Here is a 23,803-nt window from a genome sequence, read left to right as displayed (position 1 = left end):
GCCGCACGCGCCGGGGCGGACCCTCGTGAACGCGTGCACAAGCGGCGGCCTACGATGGTGCGCGTGCCAAAGCTGAACCGCGCCGACGCCGAAGCCGCCCTGCGCAACCCGCTCGCCTTCATCGCCGACCACTGGACCCCGGATCCCCGGACCGTCCGGCGGGCGGCGCTCGCCGCGCTCGTGATGTCGGTGGTGATCGTCGTGACCGGCGGCGCCGTCCGCCTGACCGGTTCGGGCCTCGGCTGCCCGACCTGGCCCACCTGCACCGACGACTCCCTGACCACCACCCGGGCCATGGGCTTCCACGGGGTCGTCGAGTTCGGCAACCGCATGCTGACGTACGTGCTGTGCGCGGCCGTCGGCTGGGCGATCATCGCCGCCCGGGCCGAGAAGCCGTGGCGGCGCGGCCTGACCCGGCTGGGCTGGGCCCAGTTCTGGGTGGTCATGGGCAACGCCGTGCTCGGCGGCATCGTCGTCCTGGTCGGCCTCAACCCGTACACCGTCGCCGCGCACTTCCTGCTCTCCACCGCCCTGATCGCCATCGCCACGGTGATGTGGCAGCGCGCGCGGGAGGGCGACGGGGCGCCGCGTCCGCTGGTCGGCCAGGCGGTGCGGCAGCTCGTGTGGTTCCTGGTGCTGGCGTCCGTGCTGCTCATCGCGGTCGGCACGGTGGTGACCGGGGCCGGGCCGCACGCCGGCGACTCCAGCGAGGTCGACCGCATCCCGATCGACTGGGAGACGGTCGCCAAGCTGCACGCGGTGCTCGCGTGGATCGTGGTGACGCTGACGTTCGCCCTGTGGTTCGTCCTGAAGGCGGTCGACGCCCCGAAGGGCCCCCTGGCCCGGACCCGCGAGCTGTTCGTGGTGCTGCTGGCCCAGGGCGTGATCGGTTACGTGCAGTACTTCACGCACCTGCCCGAGGTCCTGGTCGCCCTGCACATGCTCGGCTCGTGCCTGATCTGGATCGCCACCCTGCGCGTCCTGCTGTCGCTGCGCGAGCGCCCGGAGGCCGCCCTGGACCTGCCGGGACCGGCGGCCGAGGTGCCGGTCGGCACCCGCGCCTGAGTCATCCGTACGTGGTGACGAGGGCGTCGATCGCCGGCCCCAGGTAGGCGCGGGTCAGCCCGGCCCGGCGGGCGGGCCAGTCGGCCGGCGCCGGGGCGGGGGCCGGGACGGCGTAGCGGCGGCGGGTGACGTCCTCGACGACCTCCGCCGGAGCGCCCAGCGCCGCGAGCTCCGCCAGGGCCTCCCGCTTGGAGATCAGCCGGCCCTCGCGCAGGGTCACGGTGGCGCGGGCGAAGGTCAGCAGGCCCAGGTCGACCCAGATGTCCTGCCGCCACAGCCGGGCCTTGTCCACCGCCGGCCGCCAGTAGTCGCGCTGGTCGCGTACGACGAAGTCGGCCAGCTGCCCGTCCGGCACCGGCGGGAGCAGCGCCACCGGGGCCTCGCCGTACAGCACCCGTCCGAAGGCGAGCAGCTCGCGCCGGGTGACGGGGGTGACCGGGCGGCGCATCACCCGTTCGTGTGCCCAGGTGAGGTGCGAGCGGTCCGCGTCGTGCAGGGTGGCCGGTGTGAGGTAGCTGCAATGGAGCTTGGCCGCGAGGGGTTCCCCGCGCCGCCCGCGGTGCAGCGCCACGAGCCGCCGTACGGTCCCCAGGGTCAGCGGGCCCGGCAGGACGGCGATCAGGTCGAGGTCGCTGCGGCCCTCCTGGTAGTCGCCGCCGGCCAGTGAGCCGTGCGCCCAGACGGCGCGGGGCCGCAGGGGCAGCAAGGCGTGCAGGAACCCGTCGAGCAGGGACGCGGTCGTCATCCGCCCAGTCTGGACGGCTCACCCGAGCCCGTACACCCGTCGTGCGTTGTCCGCCGCGATCATCTTCGCCACCCGCTGGGCGTCCTCCGGGGACCAGGCGCCTTCGGCGACCCAGGTGCCCAGCACGCGGCCCAGCGCCTCGCGGAAGAGGCGGGCGCCGACGACATGCAGTTCCGGCAGCCCCCGCGCGCCGGTGGAGAAGAGGATCTTGCCGAAGGGGGCCAGTTCCAGGATCTCGGCGAGGACCGTGGCCGCCCGGGCGCCGGTGCGGACCAGCGCGGCGCCGGAGTCGGCGTAGACGTGCGGGAAGACACCGGCCAGGTGGGCGGCGTGGCGGTGGTACGGGTAGCCGTGCAGCAGGACCAGGTCGGTGCCGAGGCCGGCGGTGGCCCGGACGAAGTCGGTGAGCAGCACCGGGTCCGTGCGGTCGATGCGGGAGCCGGGCTCGCCGAGGCCCGCGTGCAGTTGCAGGGGCAGGCCCGAGGCGACGGCGATCCACAGCAGGTGCCGGAGCAGGACGGGGTCGGTGAGCGCCCCGCCGACGCGCCGTCCGGCCAGCCAGCGGCCCGCCGCGCCCCGCACCTCCCCGGGTCCCGGCGGCTCGGGCGCGAGGGCCAGGCCGTGTCTGAGGCCCGCGACGGAGGTGAAGGCGACGGCGGTGGCCGCGGCTCCGTGCACCGACTCGGCGAGGTTGGCGAGGAAGGACTCGACGGTGCCGGAGGTGTCGGCGACCTGCTCCGCGAGCGGTTCGAGCCGGATGATCTCGCGGGCCTGGGCCGCCGCCGCGGAGGCCAGTTCACCGGGGCCGGTGAGGTCGCCGGGCAGCCCCGTGTCGACCAGGTACGTCGTGATGCCGCTGCCGCGCAGCAGCCTGCGGCCCGACTCCAGCACGCCCAGTTCGCGGCGCCGGGCCAGATAGCGGGCGGGCGGGCAGTGCGGTTCGAGGCCGAGCAGGGGCGGGCACCAGCGCCGTACGGCGAAGCCGGTCTGCGTGTCGAAGAGGGTGGTGCCCGGGGCCGGGGGTCCCTCGGTGCGGGCCAGCTGGGCCTCGAAGGTGCCGAGGCCCAGTTCCGTCCGCAGTACGCCGTGGCAGTACTGGTCCACGAGGGACGGCGTTTCGATCATTCCGGCTCCCCGTGGGACGTGGGCGCGCTGTGCTGCCTCACACGTCCTAACGGGTGATCCGGGGTTCAGGTGGCGGCGGCCGACCCGAAGGAACGCGGCGCTGCGTCCATGTGCGGCTCCGCCACGGGCGCCACCACAGCTAGCCGCCGATCTGGATACCGGCCATCCGCTTCCACTCGTACGGGCCCGTCCGCACCTTCGCGGCGAACTCGCCGTCGAAGGACTCGTGGACCGTGATGCCCGCCTTCTCGACGGCCTTCTCGGCGATCTCGTACGTGGGAGCCACCAGGTCGCCCCAGCCGCCGTCCTCGCCGACGAGGACGATGCGGGCGCCGCGTTCACCGATGTGGGCCACCTGGCCCTCGGCGCCGCCGTGGGCCTTGGAGAAGGCGCTGATCTCCCGGGCGAGCCTGGCCACCTTGCGCTCGGCCCTCGCGTCAACCTGCTGCGTGTCTGCCATGACCAGGATGCTACCGACGGGTAGGTCGGCTGGCGAGGTCAGGGCTCTGTGACGTACGCCCGCCGACGTCTCAGCGCAGGAACGGGTCCACCGCGATCGCCACGAACAGCAGCGACACATAGGTGATCGACCAGTGGAACAGCCGCATCTCCTTCAGCTTCGCGCCCGTGACCTCGGCCTTGGCCCGGTTCTGGAGCGCGTGCGCCTCCCACAGCCACCATCCGCCGGCGGCCAGCGCGACGGCCGTGTAGAACCAGCCGGTGTAGCCGAGCGGGGTCAGGAGCAGGGAGACGGCGACCATGACCCAGCTGTAGATGACGATCTGCCGGGCCACGACCTTGTTGGAGGCGATGACCGGGAGCATCGGCACGCCCACACGGGCGTAGTCGTCCTTCACCTTCATGGACAGCGGCCAGTAGTGCGGCGGGGTCCAGAAGAAGATGACCAGGAACAGGATGACCGGCGCCCAGGAGAGCGAGTTCGTCACGGCCGACCAGCCGATGAGCACGGGCATGCAGCCCGCGATGCCGCCCCACACGATGTTCTGCGCCGTACGCCGCTTGAGGAGCATCGTGTAGACGACGACGTAGAAGAGGAGCGCCCCGAGCGAGAGCCACGCGCTCAGCCAGTTGACGGTGAGGCCGAACAGCAGCGTCGAGACCACCGCGAGGGTGATGCCGAAGACCAGGCACTCGGGCGGGCTGACCATGCCCGTCACCAGGGGCCGCTGCGAGGTGCGGTCCATCAGGGCGTCGATGTCCCGGTCGATGTACATGTTCAGCGCGTTGGCGCCGCCCGCCGACAGATAGCCGCCGACGCAGGTGAGCAGGACCAGCTTGAGGTCGGGCACGCCCTGCTGCGCCAGGAACATCACCGGAACGGTGGTGATGAGCAGCAGCTCGATGATCCGCGGCTTGGTCAGCGCCACGAAGGCCTTGACACGGGCCCCGAACGGCCGACGAACCGGGCCTTGGCTCGCAGCCCCGAGCGCACCCTCCCCCAGTGCCTTAAGGGCCTGGGAGGTGCCCCCAGGACGGGATTCGACGGCCGTCACGCACACCCCTGACAGAGACATCCCAGCAAGCCCCCCGTATGAAGTCCCGGTAAAGGCTCGCGCGTACCACGCCACTTTAGACGTTGCCCATACCCCGCCCTTCGCGGGGGTGGGGTCGTGTTGACGCACGTCCCATAAGAGGGGTCCCGGCACTCGATTGAGCGCTCAGATGACCGGCCCCGTATTCATGTGCCAAATGCCGTTCCCGGCCGGTCGGGAGGCGGATCGCGCGGACTCCCGGCAGTCTGGAAACACTCGAAAAAACGCACGTCCTTACGGGGGTAGGCTCGACAGCGGCCGGCGGGCGACAAGCCCGTCGGCGGCCGGGTGGGCGTATGCCCCGACGACCGGCGACCGACATGTGGAGAGGAGCCCTGACCCAGGGTGAGCACCAAGCCGACCACGACAGACCTTGAGTGGACCGAGCTGGACCAGCGGGCCGTGGACACCGCCCGTGTCCTGGCCGCAGACGCCGTACAGAAGGTCGGCAACGGCCATCCCGGTACGGCGATGAGCCTGGCCCCGGCCGCCTACACCCTCTTCCAGAAGGTGATGCGGCACGACCCGGCGGATCCGGAGTGGGTCGGCCGCGACCGCTTCGTGCTGTCCGCCGGACACTCGTCCCTGACCCTCTACACCCAGCTGTACCTGGCCGGCTTCGGCCTGGAGCTGGACGATCTGAAGTCGTTCCGGACGTGGGGCTCCAAGACCCCCGGCCACCCGGAGTACGGGCACACCAAGGGCGTCGAGACCACCACGGGCCCGCTGGGCCAGGGTGTCGCCAACGCGGTGGGCATGGCGATGGCCGCCCGCTACGAGCGCGGTCTGTTCGACCCCGAGGCCCCGGCCGGCGAGTCCCCCTTCGACCACTTCATCTACTGCATCGCCGGTGACGGCTGCCTCCAGGAGGGCATCTCCGCCGAGGCGTCCTCGCTGGCCGGTCACCAGAAGCTGGGCAACCTGATCCTGCTGTGGGACGACAACCACATCTCGATCGAGGGCGACACCGAGACGGCCGTCTCCGAGGACACCGTCAAGCGGTACGAGGCCTACGGCTGGCATGTGCAGCGCGTGGAGGCCAAGGAGAACGGCGACCTGGACCCGCAGGCGATCTTCGCCGCGATCCAGGAGGCGAAGCGGGTCACCGACCGGCCGTCCTTCATCGCGATGCGCTCCATCATCGCCTGGCCGGCCCCGAACGCCCAGAACACCGAGGCCGCGCACGGCTCGGCGCTGGGCGAGGACGAGGTCGCGGCCACCAAGCGCGTCCTCGGCTTCGACCCGGAGAAGTCGTTCGAGGTCGCCGACGAGGTCATCGCCCACACCCGCAAGGCGCTGGAACGCGGCGCCGAGGCGAAGTCCGAGTGGGAGAAGTCCCTCCAGGAGTGGCGCGAGGCCAACCCGGAGCGGGCCGCCGAGTTCGACCGGATCAGCAAGGGCGAGCTGCCCACCGGCTGGGAGGAGAAGCTCCCGGTCTTCGAGCCCGGCAAGGGCGTCGCGACGCGTGCCGCGTCCGGCAAGGTGCTCCAGGCGCTCGGCGCGGTGATCCCCGAGCTGTGGGGCGGCTCCGCCGACCTCGCCGGGTCGAACAACACCACCATCGACAAGGACAGCTCGTTCCTGCCCGAGGGCAACCCGCTGCCCGAGGCCAACCCGTACGGCCGCACGATCCACTTCGGCATCCGCGAGCACTCCATGGGCGCGGAGCTGAACGGCATCACGCTGCACGGCAACACCCGGGTCTACGGCGGCACCTTCCTCGTCTTCTCCGACTACATGCGCAACGCGGTGCGCCTGTCGGCCCTGATGCACCTGCCGGTGACGTTCGTGTGGACGCACGACTCCATCGGCCTCGGCGAGGACGGCCCCACCCACCAGCCGGTGGAGCACCTGGCCTCGCTGCGCGCGATCCCGGGTCTGAACATCGTGCGCCCGGCGGACGCCAACGAGACCGCCATCGCCTGGCGCGAGATCCTGCGGCGCTGGACCAAGGAGTTCGGCAAGGGCCAGCCGCACGGCCTGGCGCTCACCCGCCAGGGCGTGCCGGTGTACGAGCCGAACGAGGACGCGGCCAAGGGCGGCTACGTGCTGTTCGAGGCCGACGGCGGCGAGCCGCAGGTCATCCTGATCGCCACCGGTTCCGAGGTGCACGTGGCCGTGGAGGCGCGCGAGCAGCTCCAGGCCGAGGGCGTGCCCACGCGTGTCGTCTCGATGCCGTCCGTCGAGTGGTTCGAGCAGCAGGACCAGGGGTACCGGGACTCCGTGCTGCCGCCGTCCGTGAAGGCCCGGGTGTCGGTCGAGGCGGGCATCGGTCTCACCTGGCACAAGTACGTGGGGGATGCCGGCCGCATCGTTTCCCTGGAGCACTTCGGTGCTTCCGCCGACGGCAAGGTGCTCTTCCGGGAGTTCGGCTTCACCGCGGAGAACGTGGCCGCGAAGGCGCGGGAATCCCTCGCCGACGCACAGCGCTGACGCTCATATACGACACGTAGGAGATGTAATTCCATGACAGACGCACTCAAGCGCCTCTCCGACGAAGGCGTCGCGATCTGGCTGGACGACCTGTCGCGCAAGCGGATCACGTCCGGCAACCTCGCCGAGCTGATCGACCAGCAGCACGTCGTGGGCGTCACCACCAACCCGACGATCTTCCAGAAGGCGATCTCCCAGGGCGACGGCTACGACCAGCAGCTCTCGGACCTCGCCGCCCGCAAGGTCACCGTCGAAGAGGCCATCCGCATGATCACGACGGCGGACGTCCGCGACGCCGCCGACATCCTGCGGCCGGTCTTCGACGCGACGAACGGCCAGGACGGCCGGGTCTCCATCGAGGTCGACCCGCGTCTCGCGCACAACACCAAGGCGACCGTCGCCGAGGCCAAGCAGCTGGCCTGGCTGGTGGACCGCCCCAACACCCTGATCAAGATCCCGGCCACCGAGGCGGGTCTGCCGGCGATCGCCGAGACGATCGGCCTCGGCATCAGCGTCAACGTCACTCTGATCTTCTCGCTGGAGCGCTACCGCAAGGTCATGGACGCCTACCTGACCGGCCTGGAGAAGGCGAAGGAGCGGGGTCTCGACCTGTCGGAGATCCACTCGGTGGCGTCCTTCTTCGTGTCCCGCGTGGACACCGAGATCGACAAGCGGCTGGACGGCATCGGCACCGACGAGGCCAAGGCGCTGCGCGGCAAGGCCGCCGTCGCCAACGCCCGTCTCGCCTACCAGGCGTACGAGGAGGTCTTCTCCTCGGACCGGTGGAGCGCGCTGGAGAACGCGGGCGCCAACAAGCAGCGTCCGCTGTGGGCGTCGACCGGCGTGAAGGACCCGGCGTACCAGGACACCCTGTACGTCACCGAGTTGGTCGCCCCGAACACGGTCAACACCATGCCGGAGGCCACGCTGGAGGCCACCGAGGACCACGGTGAGATCACCGGCGACACCATCTCCGGCACCTACGAGCAGGCGCGCGCCGACCTCGACGCGCTGGAGAAGCTCGGCATCTCGTACGACGACGTCGTGCAGGTGCTGGAGGACGAGGGCGTCGAGAAGTTCGAGGCGTCCTGGACCGACCTGCTGAAGTCCACCCAGGCGGAGCTTGAGCGCCTCGCCCCTTCGGAGGGCTGACTTGTCACCCGTTTCCGGTTCCGGAGCGAACCCGCTTCGTGACCCGGCCGACCGACGGCTCCCGCGCATCGCGGGGCCGTCGGGCCTGGTCATCTTCGGCGTCACCGGCGACCTGTCGCGCAAGAAGCTGATGCCCGCGGTGTACGACCTCGCCAACCGGGGTCTGCTGCCGCCGGGCTTCTCGCTGGTGGGCTTCGCCCGCCGCGACTGGGAGCACGAGGACTTCGCCGAGGTCGTCCACGACGCGGTCAAGGAGCACTCACGTACTCCGTTCCGCGAGGAGGTCTGGCAGCAGCTCATCCAGGGGATGCGCTTCGTCCAGGGCACCTTCGACGACGACGAGGCATTCGAGCGGCTGCGCGCCACCATCGACGAGCTGGACAAGGCACAGGGCACGGGCGGCAACTTCGCCTTCTACCTGTCCGTGCCGCCCCGCTCCTTCCCGGTGGTCATCCAGCAGCTGAAGAAGCACGGTCTGGCCGACCAGACCGGCGGTTCCTGGCGGCGAGCGGTCATCGAGAAGCCGTTCGGGCACGACCTGGCGTCGGCCGAGGAGCTGAACAAGGTCGTGCACGAGGTGTTCGAGCCGGAGCAGGTCTTCCGGATCGACCACTACCTCGGCAAGGAGACCGTCCAGAACATCCTGGCCCTGCGCTTCGCCAACACGATGTTCGAGCCGATCTGGAACCGGTCCTTCGTGGACCACGTCCAGATCACCATGGCCGAGGACATCGGCATCGGCGGCCGGGCCGGCTACTACGACGGCATCGGCGCCGCCCGGGACGTCATCCAGAACCACCTGCTCCAGCTCATGGCCCTCACGGCCATGGAGGAGCCCGCCTCCTTCGGCGCGGACGCGCTGGCCGCGGAGAAGGAGAAGGTGCTCGGCGCCGTCCGGCTGCCGAAGGACCTGGGCGCCGACACCGTGCGCGGGCAGTACGCGGCGGGCTGGCAGGGCGGTGAGAAGGTCATCGGCTACCTCGAAGAGGAGGGCATCGACCCGAAGTCGAAGACCGACACCTACGCCGCGGTCAAGCTGGAGATCGACAACCGCCGCTGGGCGGGTGTCCCCTTCTACCTGCGCACCGGCAAGCGGCTCGGCCGCCGGGTCACGGAGATCGCCGTCGTCTTCCAGCGGGCCCCGCACTCGCCGTTCGACACGACGGCGACCGAGGAGCTGGGCCAGAACGCGATCGTCATCCGCGTCCAGCCCGACGAGGGCGTCACCGTCCGCTTCGGCTCCAAGGTGCCGGGCACCTCGATGGAGATCCGGGACGTCTCCATGGACTTCGCCTACGGCGAGTCGTTCACGGAGTCCAGCCCGGAGGCGTACGAGCGGCTGATCCTGGACGTGCTGCTGGGCGACGCCAACCTCTTCCCGCGCACGGAGGAGGTCGAGCTGTCCTGGAAGATCCTCGACCCGATCGAGGAGTACTGGGACACGCACGGCAGGCCCGCGCAGTACAAGTCGGGCACCTGGGGTCCCGTGGAGGCGGACGAGATGCTCGCACGAGACGGACGGAGCTGGCGCCGGCCATGAAGATAGACCTGACCGACACCACCGCCGGAGCGATCAACAAGGCGCTCGTGCAGGGCCGCCGCGCCATCGGCACACCCGCCGTCGGCATGGTGCTGACCCTCGTCCTCGTCACCGACGAGGAGAACGCCTACGACGCCCTGAAGGCCGCCAACGACGCCTCGCGCGAGCACCCCTCGCGCACGCTGGTGGTCATCAAGCGGGTCTCCCGCTCGCCGCGCGACCGCACGTCCTCGCGTCTGGACGCCGAGGTGCGGGTGGGCGCGGAGGCGGGCACCGGCGAGACGGTCGTCCTGCGTCTGTACGGCGAGGCCGCGGAGCACGCCGACTCGGTGGTCCTGCCGCTGCTGCTGCCGGACGCGCCCGTCGTCGTGTGGTGGCCGGTGAACGCCCCGCTCGACCCGGCGAAGGACCCCCTGGGCGCGCTCGCCCAGCGCCGGGTCACCGACACCTACTCGGCCGAGGAGCCGGTGCGGGAGCTGGCGGCCCGCGCCGCGGCCTACACGCCGGGCGACACCGATCTGTCCTGGACGAGGATCACGCCGTGGCGTTCCATGCTCGCGGCGGCGCTCGACCAGGTCACCTGCGAGGTGAAGGCCGTCGAGGTGGAGGGCGAGGAGTTCAACCCGAGCTGTGAGCTGCTGGCGATGTGGCTCGCGGACCGGCTGGACGTACCGGTGAGGCGCTCGCTGTCGTCCGGTCCGGGGCTCACGGCCGTCCGCATGGACACCGACTGCGGCCCGATCGTGCTGGACCGGGCCGACGGCTCGCTGGCCACGCTGTCCATCGAGGGCCAGCCGGCCCGCGCGGTGGCGCTGAAGCGACGGGACACCGCCGAGCTGATCGCGGAGGAGCTGCGCCGGCTGGACCCGGACGACACCTACGCGTCGGCGCTGCGCTACGGCGTGGACCGGCTGAACACGGTGCCGCGGCAGGCGTCCGAGGCGCCGGCCGGGGATGCGGGCACCGGGTCCGCGGCCGAGCCGGTCGCCGTACCGGAACCGGTCGAGGAAGCGGCCAAGGCCCCCGCGAAGAAGGCGGCGGCCAAGACCGCGAAGAAGGCGCCGGCGAAGAAGGCACCGGCGAGGAAGGCGACGGCGAAGTGAGCACTCCGCAGCTGGTCGTCCACCACGACAAGGAACTGATGGCGCAGGCCGCCGCGGCCCGCCTGATCACGAAGATCGTGGACGCGCAGGCCTCCCGGGGCACCGCGTCCGTGGTCCTCACCGGCGGGCGCAACGGCAACGGCCTGCTGGCCGCGCTGGCGGCGGCCCCCGCCCGGGACGCCGTCGACTGGGGCCGCCTCGACCTGTGGTGGGGCGACGAGCGCTACCTCCCCGAGGGCGACCCCGAGCGCAATGTCACGCAGGCCCGCGAGGCGCTGCTGGACTCCGTGCCGGTGGACCCGGAGCGCGTGCACGCCATGCCCGCCTCCGACGGCCCGCACGGCGCGGACGTGGAGGCGGCGGCGGAGGCGTACGCGGCGGAGCTGGCGAAGGCGGCCGGTCCGGAGAACCACGGCACGGTGCCCACCTTCGACGTCCTGATGCTGGGCGTCGGCCCGGACACCCACGTGGCGTCGCTCTTCCCCGAGCTGCCCGCGGTCCGGGAGACCGAGCGCACGGTGGTCGGCGTCCACGGCGCCCCCAAGCCGCCGCCCACCCGGATCTCCCTCACCCTCCCGGCGATCCGCGCGGCCCGCGAGGTCTGGCTCCTCGCGGCCGGCGAGGACAAGGCGGAGGCCGTGGCCATCGCCCTGTCCGGCGCGGGCGAGATCCAGGCCCCCGCGGCGGGCGCGTACGGCCGCTCGCGCACGCTGTGGCTGCTGGACTCGGCGGCGGCTTCGCAGCTGCCGAGGTCGTTGTATCCGCCGGCGTCCCCGTGACGCACGGGCCGGTGTAGCCGCGGCGGGGGTTCCGGCCCCCGCCGCCGCTATTTCACCGACCCCGCCATCACGCCCTGCACGAAGTGCCGCTGGAACGCGAAGAACACCACCACCGGCACGATCAGGGACAGGAACGCGCCCGGGGCGAGGACGTCGATGTTGCTGCCGAACTGGCGGATCTGCGACTGGAGTTCCACGGTCAGCGGCTGCGACGAGCTGTCCGCGAACAGCAGGGCGACCAGCATGTCGTTCCAGACCCACAGGAACTGGAAGATGGCCAGCGAGGCGATGGCCGGGCGGCCCACCGGCAGGACCAGACGCGTGAAGATGCGCCATTCGCCGCCGCCGTCCATCCGTGCCGCCTCCAGCATCTCCTTCGGCATCTCCGCGAAGTAGTTCCGCAGCAGGAAGACCGCGAAGGGCAGACCGTAGGCGACGTGGAAGAGGACGACACCGGGGATCGTGCCGAACAGGCCCAGCGCGCCGAAGAGTTTGGCGACGGGCAGCAGGCCGATCTGCACCGGCACCACCAACAGGGCCACCACCAGCAGGAAGAGGGGTTCCCGCAGCGGGAAGTCCAGCCAGGCGAAGGCGTATCCGGCGAGGGCCGCGATCACGACGACCAGCGTGGTGGCCGGCACCGAGATCAGCACGGTGTTCCAGAAGGCCTGGCTGATGCCCGCGTTCTTCAGCAGCGCCGAGTAGTTGTCGAAGGACAGCTGGCCGGGGCTGGCCAGCGCCGTCCACCAGCCGCCCTTCGCCGTGTCCTGGGCCGAGCGCAGGGAGGACAGGAACAGGCCGGCCAGCGGGGTCAGCCAGACCAGGCCGATGACCACCAGGAAGGCCTGCACCAGGCCGCTGCCCAGGCCGCGCCTGATCGCGTTCATCGCTGACTCCTCATCGTTGACTGTTGCGGAAGCGGCGGACGTTGAAGACCATCGCGGGGATCACCAGGAGCAGCAGGAGCACGCCGAGGGCGCTGCCGAGACCCTGGTCGTTGCCGCCGCCGAAGGACACCAGCCACATCTGGGTGGCGAGGACGGTGGCGTCCTCCTGCACCGGGCCGGGCGCGATGATGTAGACGAGGTCGAAGACCTTCATCACGTTGATCACCAGGGTCACGAAGACCACGGTGAGCACGGGCGCGAGCAGCGGGACGGTGATCCGGCGGAAGATCTGCCACTCGTTGGCCCCGTCCATCCGGGCGGCCTCCAGGGCGTCGCGCGGGAGTGTGGAGAGGCCCGCGCCGATCAGGACCATCGCGAAACCGGTCCAGATCCACAGGTAGGCGCCGATGATCGCGGGGGTGACGAGGGTCGGGCCGAGCCAGGAGACGCCCTGGTAGGGCGGGGCGAAGTTCGACTCCGGGAGCTTCACCGTGTACGGGCCCGCCGTGAGCCCGGAGAAGCGGAAGGAGCCGTCGGCGGCGGTGGTCGCGCTCGCGACCGTCTTGCCGTCGCGCACCGCCTCGACCTTCATGCCGGGCAGGCCGCTCTCCTTGGCGTCGACCTTGCCCTGCCTGCCTCCCCCGCCGGGGGTGAAGTCCAGGTAGACGACACCGCGCAGTTCGCCGGGCGCGGCCTTGCGCGCCGCCGCCGTACGGGCGGGCGAGGCGTCGCCGGGCAAGTCCCCCGGCAGCACGCCGACCATCGGCAGCGTCACGGTGTCGCCCGCCGAGGCGGTCGTGCGGTAGGAGCCGTCCCGGTCCTGGGTGAGCAGTCCGGTGCGGCCCCGGGCCGTCGGGTAGGTCGACGTGCCCTGGAAGGCGTCGTGGACGGAGACGACGGCGGCGTTGAGCACGCCCTTGTCCGGGTCCTCGTCGTAGGCGAGGCGGAAGATGATGCCGGCGGCGAGGAAGGACACCGCCATCGGCATGAAGAGCAGCAGCTTGAAGGCCGTCGCCCAGCGGACCTTCTCCACCAGGACGGCGAGGATCAGGCCGAGGCCGGTGAGCAGGGCGGGGGCGACGACGACCCAGATGGTGGTGTTGCGGATGGCCTTCAGCGTGGCCGGGTCGCGGAACATCTCGGTGTAGTTGTCGCCGCCGACGAACCGGGTGCCGGAGGCGTCGAAGAAGCTGCGGCCGACGGAGAACAGCACCGGGTAGACGACGAGCGCGCCGAGCAGGAGCAGCGCGGGGAGGACGAAGAGCAGGGCGATCAGCCGGGTGCGGCGCCGGCCGCGGCGCGCGGACGCCGGGCCGGCGGCGGGACGCGGGTCCGCCTGCTGTTTCACGACGGTGGGGGCGGTCATGGTGTGCCGCTCAGCCCTGGTAGGCCTTGGCCGCGGCGGCTTCGAGCTTCGCCGCCGTGCCCTTCGGGTCCGACGGGTCGCGCAGGAAGTCCTGGAGGAGCTTCCACTCGCCGGTGCCCTTGGTGCCGCCGAAGGAGGCGGGTGCCTGGTCGGACATGTCGAAGCGGACCGAGTCCCCGGCGCCCACGAGGGACTTGGCGGTGGCGCGGGTGACGTCGTCACCGTACGCGGAGAGGTTCAGCTTCCTGTTCGGGGACAGGAAGCCGCCCGCCTTCGCCCACACGGCCGCGGCCTCGGGAGTGGCCAGGTACTCCAGGAGCTTCATGCCGGCCTTGGCGTTCTTGCCGTCCTTGAGGACGACGGCCGCGTCACCGCCGCTGACGACGGGGGCCGTGCCGGCGCCGACCGCCGGGAAGGGGAAGAAGTCGGCGTCCTTGCCGACGGCCTTGCCGTACTGGTCGTGGGCGACGCCGGCGACGAAGTCGCCCTCGTAGACCATGCCGGCCTCGGGCTTGGGGCCGAACACCTTCTCCACCGAGCCGGGGAAGTCGGTGTTCAGAGCCCCGTTCTCACCGCCGGCGATGAGCTGCTTGTCCTTGAAGAGCTTGCCGAGGGTGCTGAGCGCCTTGACGACGGACGCGTCCGTCCACTTCAGCTGGTGCGCGGCGAGGGCGTCGTACTTCTCGGGGCCCGCCTGGGAGAGGTAGATGTTCTCGAACCAGTCGGTGAGGGTCCAGCCGTCCTGTCCGGCGACCGCGAAGGCGGCGAGGCCGGAGTCGGAGACGGTGTGCCCGGCCTTGAGCAGTTCGTCGTACGTCTTCGGCGGCTTGACCCCGGCCTGGGCGAGGGCGTCGGGGCTGTACCAGACGGTGGACTTGTGGGCGGCCTTGAAGTAGAGGCCGTAGAGGGTGCCGTCGACGCTGCCGTACTTCTTCCACACCGGCGCGTAGTCGGCCTCGATGGTCTGCTGGGCGGTCGGCGAGAGCGGCTTGAGCCAGCCCTTCTGCGCGAACTGCTTCAGGACGCCGACCTGCGGGACCATCACGACGTCGGGCGCGTTGCCGCCCTCGATCTTGCTGCCGACGACCGTGGAGACGTTGTCGCCGGTCGACACGAACTGGGTCTTCGCGCCGGTCTTCTCGGTGAAGGCGTCCAGCACCTTCTGGAAGTTCTTCTGCTCGCTGCCGGACCAGACACCGGCCACGGTGACGGTCTGGCCGCTGAGCGCCTTGTCGCCGCCGCCCGCCGAGACGGGGCCGCCGCCGCAGGCGGTGGCGCCGAGGGCGAGGGCGAGGGTGGTACAGCCGGTGAGCAGGGTCGTGCGTCGTCGCATCATCGTTGACGGACCTTTCATCAGGGACGGGATCACATGTCGTTCAGCCACCAGGCCGCCGTGGCGCCGGGCAGGACGCCGGGCGGGCAGGGGCCGCTGGACAGCAGGGGGGTGCCGGGGGCCGGCGCGGGGGCGGGGGCCGTACCGAAGTTGACGGCGCAGACCAGTCCGTCGCCGCGGACGAAGGCGAGGACGTCCGGCGGGGTGTCCAGCCAGCGCAGCGTGCCCTCGCCCAACTGGGGCAGGGACGCGCGCAGGTGGAGGCCGTCCCGGTAGAGGTGCCAGAAGGAGCGGGTGTCGGCGAGGGCGCGGTCGGTGGCGTACTCGGCGAAGTACGACGGCTGCGGCAGCCAGGGTTTGGCGCCCTCCACGCCGGAGGTGAAGCCGAACGGGGAGGCCTGTCCGGACCAGGGCAGCGGCACCCGGCAGCCGTCGCGGATGCGGGCGCGGCTGCCGGTGCGCCGGAAGATCGGGTCGGTGAGCACGTCGTCGGGCAGGTCGACGACCTCGGGCAGGCCCAGTTCCTCGCCCTGGTAGATGTACGCGGCTCCGGGCAGCGCCAGCATCAGCAGCGCGGCGGCGCGGGCGCGGGCGGCGCCGAGCCCGCTGCCCCCGGTGGCCGGTTCCCCGTAGCGGGTGACGGTGCGGACCTGGTCGTGGTTGTTGAGGACCCAGGTGACCGTGGAGCCGGTGCCGGCGATGTCCTGCATGGCCTCGGAGATGACCTTGCGGAAGGCGTCGGCGTCCCAGGGGGCGCCGAGCAGGTGGAAGAAGAAGGCCTGGTGGAGCTCGTCCGGGCGGACGTACAGGGCCTGTTCGCGGGCGGTGGGGACGGAGACCTCGCCGACGAGCAGGCGTTCGCGCCCGTCACGGTCGGCGTACTCCTCGCACAGGGAGCGCCAGCGGCGCCACACCTCGTGCACCTCGGGCTGGTTCCAGGCGAGCGGGTTGACCGAGTCGCGGGTGCGGGCGTCGGCCTCCGGGTCGTCGGAGTCGGGCAGTTCGGGGTGCTTGAACAGACCGGCGGCGACGTCGATGCGGAACCCGTCGACGCCCCGGTCGAGCCAGAACCGCAGGGTCCGGTCGAACTCGTCGGCGATCTCGGGGTTGCGCCAGTTCCAGTCGGGCTGTTCGGGCGTGAACATGTGCAGGTACCACTGGCCGTCGGCGACCCGGGTCCAGGCGGGGCCGCCGAACATGGCGTGCCAGTTGTTGGGCGGCTCGCTGCCGTCGGGGCCGCGGCCGTCGGCGAAGTGGAAGCGGGCGCGGGCCGGGCTGCCGGGCTCGCCGGCCAGGGCCTCGCGGAACCACGGGTGCTCGCTGGAGCAGTGGTTGGGGACGATGTCGAGCAGCACCTTGATGCCGAGCCGCCGGGCGGCGGCCATCAGCGAGTCGAACTCGGCGAGGTCGCCGAAGAGCGGGTCGACACCGCGGTAGTCGGCCACGTCGTAGCCGTGGTCGTGCTGCGGTGAGGGGTAGAAGGGGCTCAGCCAGATCCCGTCGACGCCGAGCTTCTTCAGGTAGGGCAGTCCGGCCCGGACGCCGGCCAGATCGCCGATGCCGTCACCGGTGCTGTCCAGGAAGCTGCGGACGTACACCTGGTAGATCACGGCGTCCCGCCACCAGTGGTGCTTACTCAACATGCATGCATGTTAGGTAGGCGTGTCGCGAGGATGTCAACGAAAAGAACAGATGCTACCGGGGAGTTGGGGAGGCAAATGCGGGCTTACCGGGACATTCGACGGCCAGTTGAGATGTCCGCGTTATCTAACAAGTAACTAGCGGTGGGTCCGCGGTCGGCTAGCGGCTGGCGATGGCGTCGAGTTCGCGCGCCAGCCTGCGCACGGCCTGTTCGGGCGTCTGCCGCCCGGTGAGCGCGTCCTGCACGACCGCCTGCACGGCCAGGCTGACCTGGTCGTAGTGGGGGCTCTTGGGACGCGGCCGGGCGGTGAGCACGGCGGTGCGCAGGGTCGGCAGATAGGGGAACCGCCGGATGAGCGCGGGGTCTTCGTAGAGCCCGGCGCGCACGGGCGGCAGCGCGCCCCGCGTGAGCACCTGGCGCTGCACGGGCGCGCTGGTGAGGTAGGCGATCAGGCGCGCGGCGGAGTCCGGGTGCCGGGCGTGGGTGTTGACCGCGAGGTTGGAGCCGCCGAGGACGCTCGTCCCCGGACCGTCGGGCCCGGGCAGCGGTACGGCGCCGATCTTCCCGGCGACCCGGGAACCCGGTGCGGAGGCCACGGCGTAGGCGTAGGGCCAGTTGCGCAGGAAGAGCAGCCTGCCGTCCTGGAAGGCCTGTTTGGACTCCTCCTCCTTGTACGTCAGCGCCTGCCTCGGGATCCAGCCCTCGCGGATGCCGCGGGCGAGGAAGCCGATGCCCTCGCGGGCGGCGGCCGAGTCGACGGTGACGCGGGTGCCCTCGCCGCCGAGGATGGTGCCGCCCGCCGAGTACACCGCCTCGGCCGCGTTCACGGTCAGGCCCTCGTAGGGCAGGAACTGGCCCGCGTAGCCGCCGAGTCCGTACTTCGGCGCGATGGTCCTCGCGTCGTGCTCCAGCTCGGCCCAGGTGCGCGGCGGGGACACCCCCTCCTGGTCGAGGACGTCCTTGCGGTACAGCAGGAGTCCGGCGTTCGTGACGTACGGGACCGCGTACAGCCGTCCGTCGTAGGTCGCCGTGTCCACGACCGGAGGCAGGAAGCTGTCCAGCGGGAAGCGGTCGCGGGGCAGCGGGCGGATCCAGCCGGCCGCCGCGAACTCGGAGGTCCAGTCGACGTCGATGTTGAGGACGTCGAACCGGCCCCGGTCGCCGCCGCGCAGGTCGGTCGTCATCTGCGCGTGCGTCTCGTCGGCGGAGTCCGGCAGCTCGACCAGGGTGACCTTCTCGCCGGGGTGGGTGCGGTTCCAGCCCTGGAGCAGCGGGCCGAGATAGCCGGTGAGGTCACCGGCGGTGGCCAGCGTGAGCGGGCCCCGGCCGCCTCCCGCGCCCTCGTCGGCGCGGGCGCCCGAGGCCCCGTAACCGGCCATGACCACGACGAGAACGAGAAGGCCCCTACCGGCGGCGCGCATCCACCGCATAGGTTCCTCCCTGTACACCGGCACCACGGGCACCCTCGCCCGGGGACAGAGGCCATGTATACCTGTTAGGTATGCGCGATACTAGGGCCTGGAGCACATGAAGCAGACAGGAGGACAGCACGAGTGCGCCTGCCCCTCCTGGCACTCCTCGCCCGCGGCCCGGCCCACGGCTACGAGCTGAAGCAGGACCTTGAGCAACTGCTGGGCGCCGCGTACCCTCAGCCGAACGTCGGCCAGATCTACGTCACCCTCGGCCGCCTGGAGAAGTCCGGGCTGATCGAGGGCCAGGACGTCGAGCAGTCCAGCCGGCCCAACAAGAAGGTCTACCACCTCACCGACACCGGGCGCGAGGCGCTGCGAGCCTGGTTCGAGGAGACCGAGGACGAGCCGCGGGTGCGGGACGAGTTCTTCATGAAGCTCGCCCTCGCCCCGCAGACCGGTCTCGCCGACCAGATCGCCCTCATCAACCGGCAGCGGCGCCAGTACCTCAACACCATGCGCAACCTGTCGAAACTGGCCGCGGCCGAGAGCCGGGACAACCGAATCGCCCACCTGCTGATCGAGGGCGCGATGCTGCACCTCCAGGCCGACCTCGACTGGCTGGAGCGGTGCCAGGAGGAACTGGAGGATCTGGGGTGAGTGACGGCCACGCTCCGGTACTGCGGGCCGAGGGGCTGGTGAAGACCCACTACGGCGAGGGCGCGCCCGCGCACGCCGTGCGCGGGGTCGACCTCGGCGTGGCCCGCGGCGAGTTCGTCGCGGTCACCGGGCCGTCCGGCGCGGGCAAGTCCACGCTGCTGCACCTGCTCGGCGGGCTCCAGCGGCCGGACCGGGGCAGCGTCTGGCTCGACGGCCGGTGCACGGACTCCTTCAGCGAGGCCCGCTGGGCGGTGGAGCGCAGGAAGGCCATCGGGATCGTGTTCCAGTTCTTCAACCTGGTCTCGAACCTGTCGGTCGCCGACAACGTGGAACTGCCCGCGCTGCTCGCCGGGGTCCCGCCGAAGAAGGCCCGCGCCGAACGGGAGGCGCTGCTCGCCGAGCTGGGTCTGGAGGGCAAGGAGCGCAGCATGCCGGGTGAGCTGTCCGGCGGTGAGCAGCAGCGGGTCGCGCTCGCCCGGGCGCTGGTCAACCATCCGCCGCTGCTGCTCGCGGACGAGCCGGCCGGCAGCCTGGACAGCAAGGGCACCCGCGAGGTGATGCGGCTGCTGTCCCGCTTCCACGGGCGCGGCCAGACCATCGTGCTGGTCACCCACGATGCCCGGCTGGCCAGCGCCGCCGACCGCGTGATCAGCTTCTTCGACGGCCGCATCGCCGACGACGCGGCCCTGGACGGCGCGCCGCCGCCCCGGCGGAGCGGCATCTCGGGCGTGCTGGAGCTGAGGGACTGACCGTGCCGGATCTGAGGGACGTGCGGGCCACCCTGCGCTGGGCCCACTCCGACCTGCGCACCCACCGCGGCGAAGCGCTGTTCCTGGTGCTGGCCACCGCGGGCATCGTCACCTCGCTGCTGCTCGCCGCCGCCCTGTTCGGCTACGCCACGAACCCCTGGCAGCGGACCTTCGCCGAGGCGCGCGGCGCCCACGTCTGGCTGCACACCGTGCCGTCCGCCGACGCCCGCGCGCTGGCCCGGCTGGACGGCGTCACCTCCGTCGCCGGCCCCTACCGCACCGAGGCGGCCACCGTCGCCGCCCGCGGCACCCGCGCCTCCGTCGAGCTGCGCGCCACCCCGGAACCGCCCTCTGTCGGCCGGCCCCTGCTCACCGCCGGGCGCTGGCTGGACCCGGCCGCGCCGGACGGCGTGGTGCTGGAGAGCAGCCTGGCCCGCGCCCTGCTGGCCGAGCCCGGCGACACCCTGACGCTGCCCGGCACGGCCCGCACCCTCACCGTCGAGGGCATCGCGGACAGCGCCGAACCGCCGTACCGCCCCGGCGAGCAGTCCGGTCTGGTGTGGGCGCTGCCGTCCGCCGTGCGGGCCCCGGCCGGCCAGGTCATCGGGCTGCGGCTCGGCGATCCGTCCGACACCGACTACGCCGTCCAGCGGGCCGTCACCGTGCTGGGCGCCGGCGCGGTCGGCGAGGTCTCCACCTGGCAGCAGGCCCGCGCCGAGGCACAGGGCGACAACCGGCTGCTCGGCCAGGTGCTCGGGCTGTTCGGTCTGGGCGCCCTCGTCGCCGCCGGGTTCGCGGTGCACGGCGCCATCGCGACCCGCATCCGCGGGCACCTGCGGGACCTGTCGGTGCTGAAGGCGATCGGCTTCACGCCCGGCCAGGTCGTACGGATCTTCCTGCTCCAGCACCTGGCGTACGCGCTGCTCGGCGCGGTGGCGGCGGCCACGCTCACCGAGGGGCTGGGCAACCGGGTCCCGGGGCGGCTCGGGGACGCGGTGGGTGTGTGGCAGGGGCTGCCCGGGCACACGCTCGCGCTGTGTGCGGTGCCGGCGGGCGCGGTGCTGTTCATCGCTCTGACCACGGGGCTCGCGGCCTGGCGGGCGGGGCGGGTGCCACCGGTCCCGGTGCCGCGTCCGGCCGCGTCGACGGGCGGGCGGCTGAGCGGGGCGGCCCGGCGGGCGCTCGGGCTGCGGCTGCCGGCCGCGCTGGTCCTCGGCTGCCACAAGGCGTTCGCGGGGCGCGGCCGGTCTCTGGCGACCGTGGCCCGGCTGACGCTGCCGCTGCTGCTCATCGTGGTGGCGCTCAGCGCCTGGACCACGATCGACCGCCTGCACGGCAGCCCCGAGCGGGTGGGCCTGCCGACGGCGCTCACGGTCCGCTCGGACGGCGCGCTGGACGCGTCCGGGGTACGGGCCGTGCTGACCCGCGACTCCCGGGTCGCCGCCGCCTATCCCGGCGTCGAGGTGGCCGCGCTGGTCCCCGGCCAGAACGCGACCATCGCCCTGCGCGGCGTCGGCACCCGCGCCGAGCCCTACCCCTACGCCCTCGCCGAGGGCCGCGCCGCACGCGGACCGGACGAGGCGGTGGCCGGGCAGGGCCTGCTCGACCTGCTGGACGCGCGGGTCGGCGACTGGGTGCGGATGACGGTGGGCGACCGGCCGCAGATCCTGCACATCGTGGGCCGCACCCTCGAACCGCGCAACGCCGGCCGGGTCGTCACCACCTCCCTGGACGCCCTCAGGGAGAACGACCCGGAGCTGTCCCCGGCCTTCTACGAGCTGCGGCTGCGGCCGGGCGCGGACCCGCACCGCGTGGCCGCCGCCCTCGCCTCGGCCGGCCACGGCCACCTGGAGGTGCATCCCGTGACGAACCCCGCCGACGGGCTGTCGCCGCTGCGCGGTGTCGTCGCCGGGCTGATCGCCGTCCTGGCGCTGATCGGGCTGGTGGAACTGCTCACCGCGATCGGCGGCAGCGTCCGCGAGGGCGAGCGGGACGTGCTGGCGCTCCGGGCGATCGGCATGTCGCCACGGCAGATCACCGCGATCACCGTCACGGCGACGAGCTGTACGGCCCTCGCGGCGGTCGTCGCCGCCACGGCGCTGGGGCTGCCGCTGGCCCGCCGGCTGATCGACGCCCAGGGCGGCTCCAGCGGCATCGGCGCCGGAATCGCCCAGTCCCCCTCCCCCGGCCTGCTGGTCCTGCTGGGCGCGGCCGCCGTTCTGGGAGCGGCGGCCCTGGCCACCGTGCCCGCGTCCCGCGCGGCCCGCCGCCGCCTCGCGGACACGCTGAGCGCGGTGGCCTGAGCCGGCTCAGGGGCGCCGGCCGGCCTGGAAGCCGGCAGGCACCGAGGACGCGTACGCCGTCGATCTCGGCGGTGGGGTGCCGGGACCCTCGGGGTCCCGCTCCCTGCCCGCCTGCCCGTACGCGTCCTCGGCGTTGGTCACGAACGTCCGCGCCGGCGTGAGCGGGCAGGCGTCGGTGAGCCCCTCCGCCCCGGCCGCGACCGGCTCCGGACGGGAGCCCGCTCCGGACGGGAGCCCGCTCCGGACGGGAGCCCGCTCCGGCCGGGGATCAGCTCCGGCCGCGCAGTTCCCGGTACGTGGCGACCAGTGCCTTCGTCGACGCGTCCAGGCCGGGGACGTCGGCGCCCTCGGTGAGCGCGGGCTCGACACGCTTGGCGAGCACCTTGCCCAGCTCCACGCCCCACTGGTCGAAGGAATCGATGTTCCACACCGCGCCCTGCACGAACACCTTGTGCTCGTAGAGGGCGACGAGCTGGCCGAGGACGGACGGGGTCAGCTCACGAGCGAGGATCGTCGTGGTCGGCCGGTCGCCCTGGAAGGTCTTGTGCGGCACCAGCTCCTCGGGGACCCCCTCCGCGCGGACCTCCTCGGCGGTCTTGCCGAAGGCGAGCGCCTGGGTCTGGGCGAAGAAGTTGGCCATCAACAGGTCGTGCTGGGCCTTGAGTTCCTCGCTCAGCTCCGCGACCGGCCGGGCGAAGCCGATGAAGTCGGCCGGGATCAGCTTGGTGCCCTGGTGGATCAACTGGTAGTAGGCGTGCTGCCCGTTGGTGCCGGGCGTGCCCCACACGACGGGCCCGGTCTGCCAGTCCACCTGCTTGCCGTCGCGGGCGACGTACTTGCCGTTCGACTCCATGTCGAGCTGCTGGAGATAGGCGGTGAACCTGGAGAGGTAGTGGCTGTACGGCAGCACGGCGTGCGACTGGGCGTCGTGGAAGTTGTCGTACCAGATGCCCAGCAGGCCCAGCAGCAGCGGGACGTTGGCCTCGGCCGGTGCGGTGCGGAAGTGGTCGTCGACGATCCGGAAGCCGTCCAGCATCTCCCGGAAGCGGTCCGGGCCGATCGCGATCATCAGGGAGAGGCCGATCGCGGAGTCGTACGAGTACCGGCCGCCGACCCAGTCCCAGAACTCGAACATGTTGGCCGTGTCGATGCCGAACTCGGCGACCTTCTCGGCGTTCGTGGACAGCGCGACGAAGTGCTTGGCCACCGCGGCCTCGTCGTCGAGCGCGGCCAGCAGCCACTTCCGCGCCGAGGTCGCGTTGGTGATGGTCTCGATGGTGGTGAAGGTCTTGGAGGCGATGATGAACAGCGTCTCCGCCGGGTCGAGGTCCCGGGTGGCCTCGTGCAGGTCCGCGCCGTCCACGTTGGAGACGAAGCGGACCGTGAGGTCGCGGTCGGTGAAGCAGCGCAGCACCTCGTAGGCCATCGCGGGCCCGAGGTCCGAGCCGCCGATGCCGATGTTGATCACGTTCCTGATGCGCTTGCCGGTGTGGCCGGTCCAGGCGCCGGAGCGGACGCGGTCGGCGAAGCCGGCCATCTTGTCGAGCACGGCGTGCACGGCCGGGACCACGTTCTCGCCGTCGACCTCGACGACCGCGTCCCGCGGGGCGCGCAGCGCGGTGTGCAGCACGGCCCGGTTCTCGGTGACGTTGATCTTCTCGCCGCGGAACATGGCGTCCCTGAGGCCGAAGACGTCCGTCGCCGCGGCCAGCTCGCGCAGCAGGCGCAGGGTCTCGTCGGTGACCAGGTGCTTCGAGTAGTCGATGTACAGGTCGCCGACCTGGAGCGTGTACCCGGTGCCGCGCGCCGGATCGGCGGCGAACAGGTCCCTGAGACGGGTGTCCGCCAGCTCCTCCCGGTGCTTGGCCAGAGCGGTCCACTCGGGCGTCTGGTTGAGCCTGGTACGGCCGTCTGCGTTCATGTCCGACTTCCGCCTTCGTTCGTGCCTGTCCCAGCTGT

Annotated in this window: 19 protein-coding genes; 9 read left to right on the top strand and 10 right to left on the bottom strand. The window is 71.9% G+C overall.

Annotated features, from left to right (window positions below; genetic code table 11):
• The first annotated feature begins 54 nt into the window (after positions 1-54).
• Positions 55-1,065 carry a COX15/CtaA family protein gene (locus tag AQJ11_RS20445; RefSeq protein WP_059263964.1) on the top strand — a complete coding sequence of 337 codons (1,011 nt, stop codon included), beginning with the start codon at positions 55-57 and terminating at the stop codon, positions 1,063-1,065.
• A 1-nt stretch (position 1,066) separates the two neighbouring features.
• Here the strand turns inward: AQJ11_RS20445 and AQJ11_RS20440 are convergent, their stop codons facing one another.
• The 4 genes from AQJ11_RS20440 to AQJ11_RS20425 form a co-directional block, all read right to left on the bottom strand.
• A complete protein-coding gene (locus AQJ11_RS20440; RefSeq protein ID WP_059263963.1) occupies positions 1,067-1,810 on the bottom strand; it encodes a nucleotidyltransferase family protein in 744 nt (247 codons plus the stop codon).
• A gap of 18 nt (positions 1,811-1,828) precedes the next feature.
• Positions 1,829-2,935 carry an amidohydrolase family protein gene (locus AQJ11_RS20435; RefSeq protein ID WP_014671987.1) on the bottom strand — a complete coding sequence of 369 codons (1,107 nt, stop codon included), beginning with the start codon at positions 2,933-2,935 and terminating at the stop codon, positions 1,829-1,831.
• 139 nt (positions 2,936-3,074) lie between these two features.
• Positions 3,075-3,395, bottom strand: a complete 321-nt coding sequence (locus AQJ11_RS20430) for a hypothetical protein (protein ID WP_014671988.1) — start codon at positions 3,393-3,395, stop codon at positions 3,075-3,077.
• A gap of 70 nt (positions 3,396-3,465) precedes the next feature.
• Positions 3,466-4,470: a heme o synthase gene (locus tag AQJ11_RS20425; protein ID WP_237280810.1), complete on the bottom strand. Its 1,005-nt coding sequence runs from the start codon at positions 4,468-4,470 to the stop codon at positions 3,466-3,468.
• Positions 4,471-4,833: 363 nt separating this feature from the next.
• On the opposite strand from AQJ11_RS20425, the gene tkt reads away from it, so the two are divergent.
• From tkt to pgl, 5 genes are read left to right on the top strand one after another with little or no spacing between them, the layout of a single operon-like run.
• On the top strand, positions 4,834-6,921 hold the full coding sequence (gene tkt / locus AQJ11_RS20420; RefSeq protein WP_014671990.1) for a transketolase: 2,088 nt from the start codon (positions 4,834-4,836) through the stop codon (positions 6,919-6,921).
• Positions 6,922-6,954: 33 nt separating this feature from the next.
• Positions 6,955-8,073 carry a transaldolase gene (gene tal, locus AQJ11_RS20415; RefSeq protein WP_014671991.1) on the top strand — a complete coding sequence of 373 codons (1,119 nt, stop codon included), beginning with the start codon at positions 6,955-6,957 and terminating at the stop codon, positions 8,071-8,073.
• 1 nt (position 8,074) lies between these two features.
• Positions 8,075-9,613 (top strand): glucose-6-phosphate dehydrogenase, encoded by a 1,539-nt coding sequence (zwf, locus tag AQJ11_RS20410; RefSeq protein ID WP_059263962.1) that lies wholly within the window; start codon positions 8,075-8,077, stop codon positions 9,611-9,613.
• Positions 9,610-10,716, top strand: coding sequence for a glucose-6-phosphate dehydrogenase assembly protein OpcA (gene opcA, locus AQJ11_RS20405; protein ID WP_059263961.1), 1,107 nt, complete (start codon positions 9,610-9,612; stop codon positions 10,714-10,716). The genes zwf and opcA overlap by 4 nt, the downstream gene beginning before the upstream one ends.
• Positions 10,713-11,495: a 6-phosphogluconolactonase gene (gene pgl / locus AQJ11_RS20400; protein ID WP_014671994.1), complete on the top strand. Its 783-nt coding sequence runs from the start codon at positions 10,713-10,715 to the stop codon at positions 11,493-11,495. Before opcA ends, pgl begins: the two co-directional genes overlap by 4 nt.
• A gap of 47 nt (positions 11,496-11,542) precedes the next feature.
• On the opposite strand, the gene AQJ11_RS20395 is transcribed toward pgl, so the two are convergent.
• The 5 genes from AQJ11_RS20395 to AQJ11_RS20375 all read right to left on the bottom strand — a co-directional run bounded on the left by AQJ11_RS20395 (position 11,543) and on the right by AQJ11_RS20375 (position 18,153).
• A complete protein-coding gene (locus tag AQJ11_RS20395) occupies positions 11,543-12,382 on the bottom strand; it encodes a carbohydrate ABC transporter permease (RefSeq protein WP_014671995.1) in 840 nt (279 codons plus the stop codon).
• Between the two features lie 10 nt (positions 12,383-12,392).
• Positions 12,393-13,748: an ABC transporter permease gene (locus tag AQJ11_RS20390; protein WP_059263960.1), complete on the bottom strand. Its 1,356-nt coding sequence runs from the start codon at positions 13,746-13,748 to the stop codon at positions 12,393-12,395.
• Between the two features lie 10 nt (positions 13,749-13,758).
• Complete coding sequence (locus tag AQJ11_RS20385) at positions 13,759-15,084, bottom strand: ABC transporter substrate-binding protein (RefSeq protein WP_059263959.1); 1,326 nt, start codon at positions 15,082-15,084, stop codon at positions 13,759-13,761.
• 29 nt (positions 15,085-15,113) lie between these two features.
• Positions 15,114-16,724 carry a glycoside hydrolase family 13 protein gene (locus tag AQJ11_RS20380; protein WP_208616573.1) on the bottom strand — a complete coding sequence of 537 codons (1,611 nt, stop codon included), beginning with the start codon at positions 16,722-16,724 and terminating at the stop codon, positions 15,114-15,116.
• Between the two features lie 157 nt (positions 16,725-16,881).
• Positions 16,882-18,153: an ABC transporter substrate-binding protein gene (locus tag AQJ11_RS20375; RefSeq protein ID WP_059263958.1), complete on the bottom strand. Its 1,272-nt coding sequence runs from the start codon at positions 18,151-18,153 to the stop codon at positions 16,882-16,884.
• Positions 18,154-18,276: 123 nt separating this feature from the next.
• On the opposite strand from AQJ11_RS20375, the gene AQJ11_RS20370 reads away from it, so the two are divergent.
• The 3 genes from AQJ11_RS20370 to AQJ11_RS20360 are packed head-to-tail and all read left to right on the top strand — an operon-like array spanning position 18,277 to position 21,844.
• Positions 18,277-18,792 (top strand): PadR family transcriptional regulator, encoded by a 516-nt coding sequence (locus AQJ11_RS20370; RefSeq protein WP_014672000.1) that lies wholly within the window; start codon positions 18,277-18,279, stop codon positions 18,790-18,792.
• Positions 18,789-19,541, top strand: a complete 753-nt coding sequence (locus AQJ11_RS20365; RefSeq protein ID WP_059263957.1) for an ABC transporter ATP-binding protein — start codon at positions 18,789-18,791, stop codon at positions 19,539-19,541. Before AQJ11_RS20370 ends, AQJ11_RS20365 begins: the two co-directional genes overlap by 4 nt.
• Positions 19,542-19,561: 20 nt before the next feature.
• Positions 19,562-21,844, top strand: a complete 2,283-nt coding sequence (locus tag AQJ11_RS20360) for an ABC transporter permease (RefSeq protein WP_059264038.1) — start codon at positions 19,562-19,564, stop codon at positions 21,842-21,844.
• A 268-nt stretch (positions 21,845-22,112) separates the two neighbouring features.
• On the opposite strand, the gene pgi is transcribed toward AQJ11_RS20360, so the two are convergent.
• A complete protein-coding gene (gene pgi / locus AQJ11_RS20355) occupies positions 22,113-23,765 on the bottom strand; it encodes a glucose-6-phosphate isomerase (protein WP_059263956.1) in 1,653 nt (550 codons plus the stop codon).
• Positions 23,766-23,803 lie beyond the last annotated feature (38 nt).

This window comes from Streptomyces corchorusii (genome assembly GCF_001514055.1).
Lineage (GTDB): Bacteria > Actinomycetota > Actinomycetes > Streptomycetales > Streptomycetaceae > Streptomyces > Streptomyces olivaceoviridis.
Note: the sequence above shows the minus strand (reverse complement) of the source record. Positions and strands in the feature narration are given on the sequence as shown.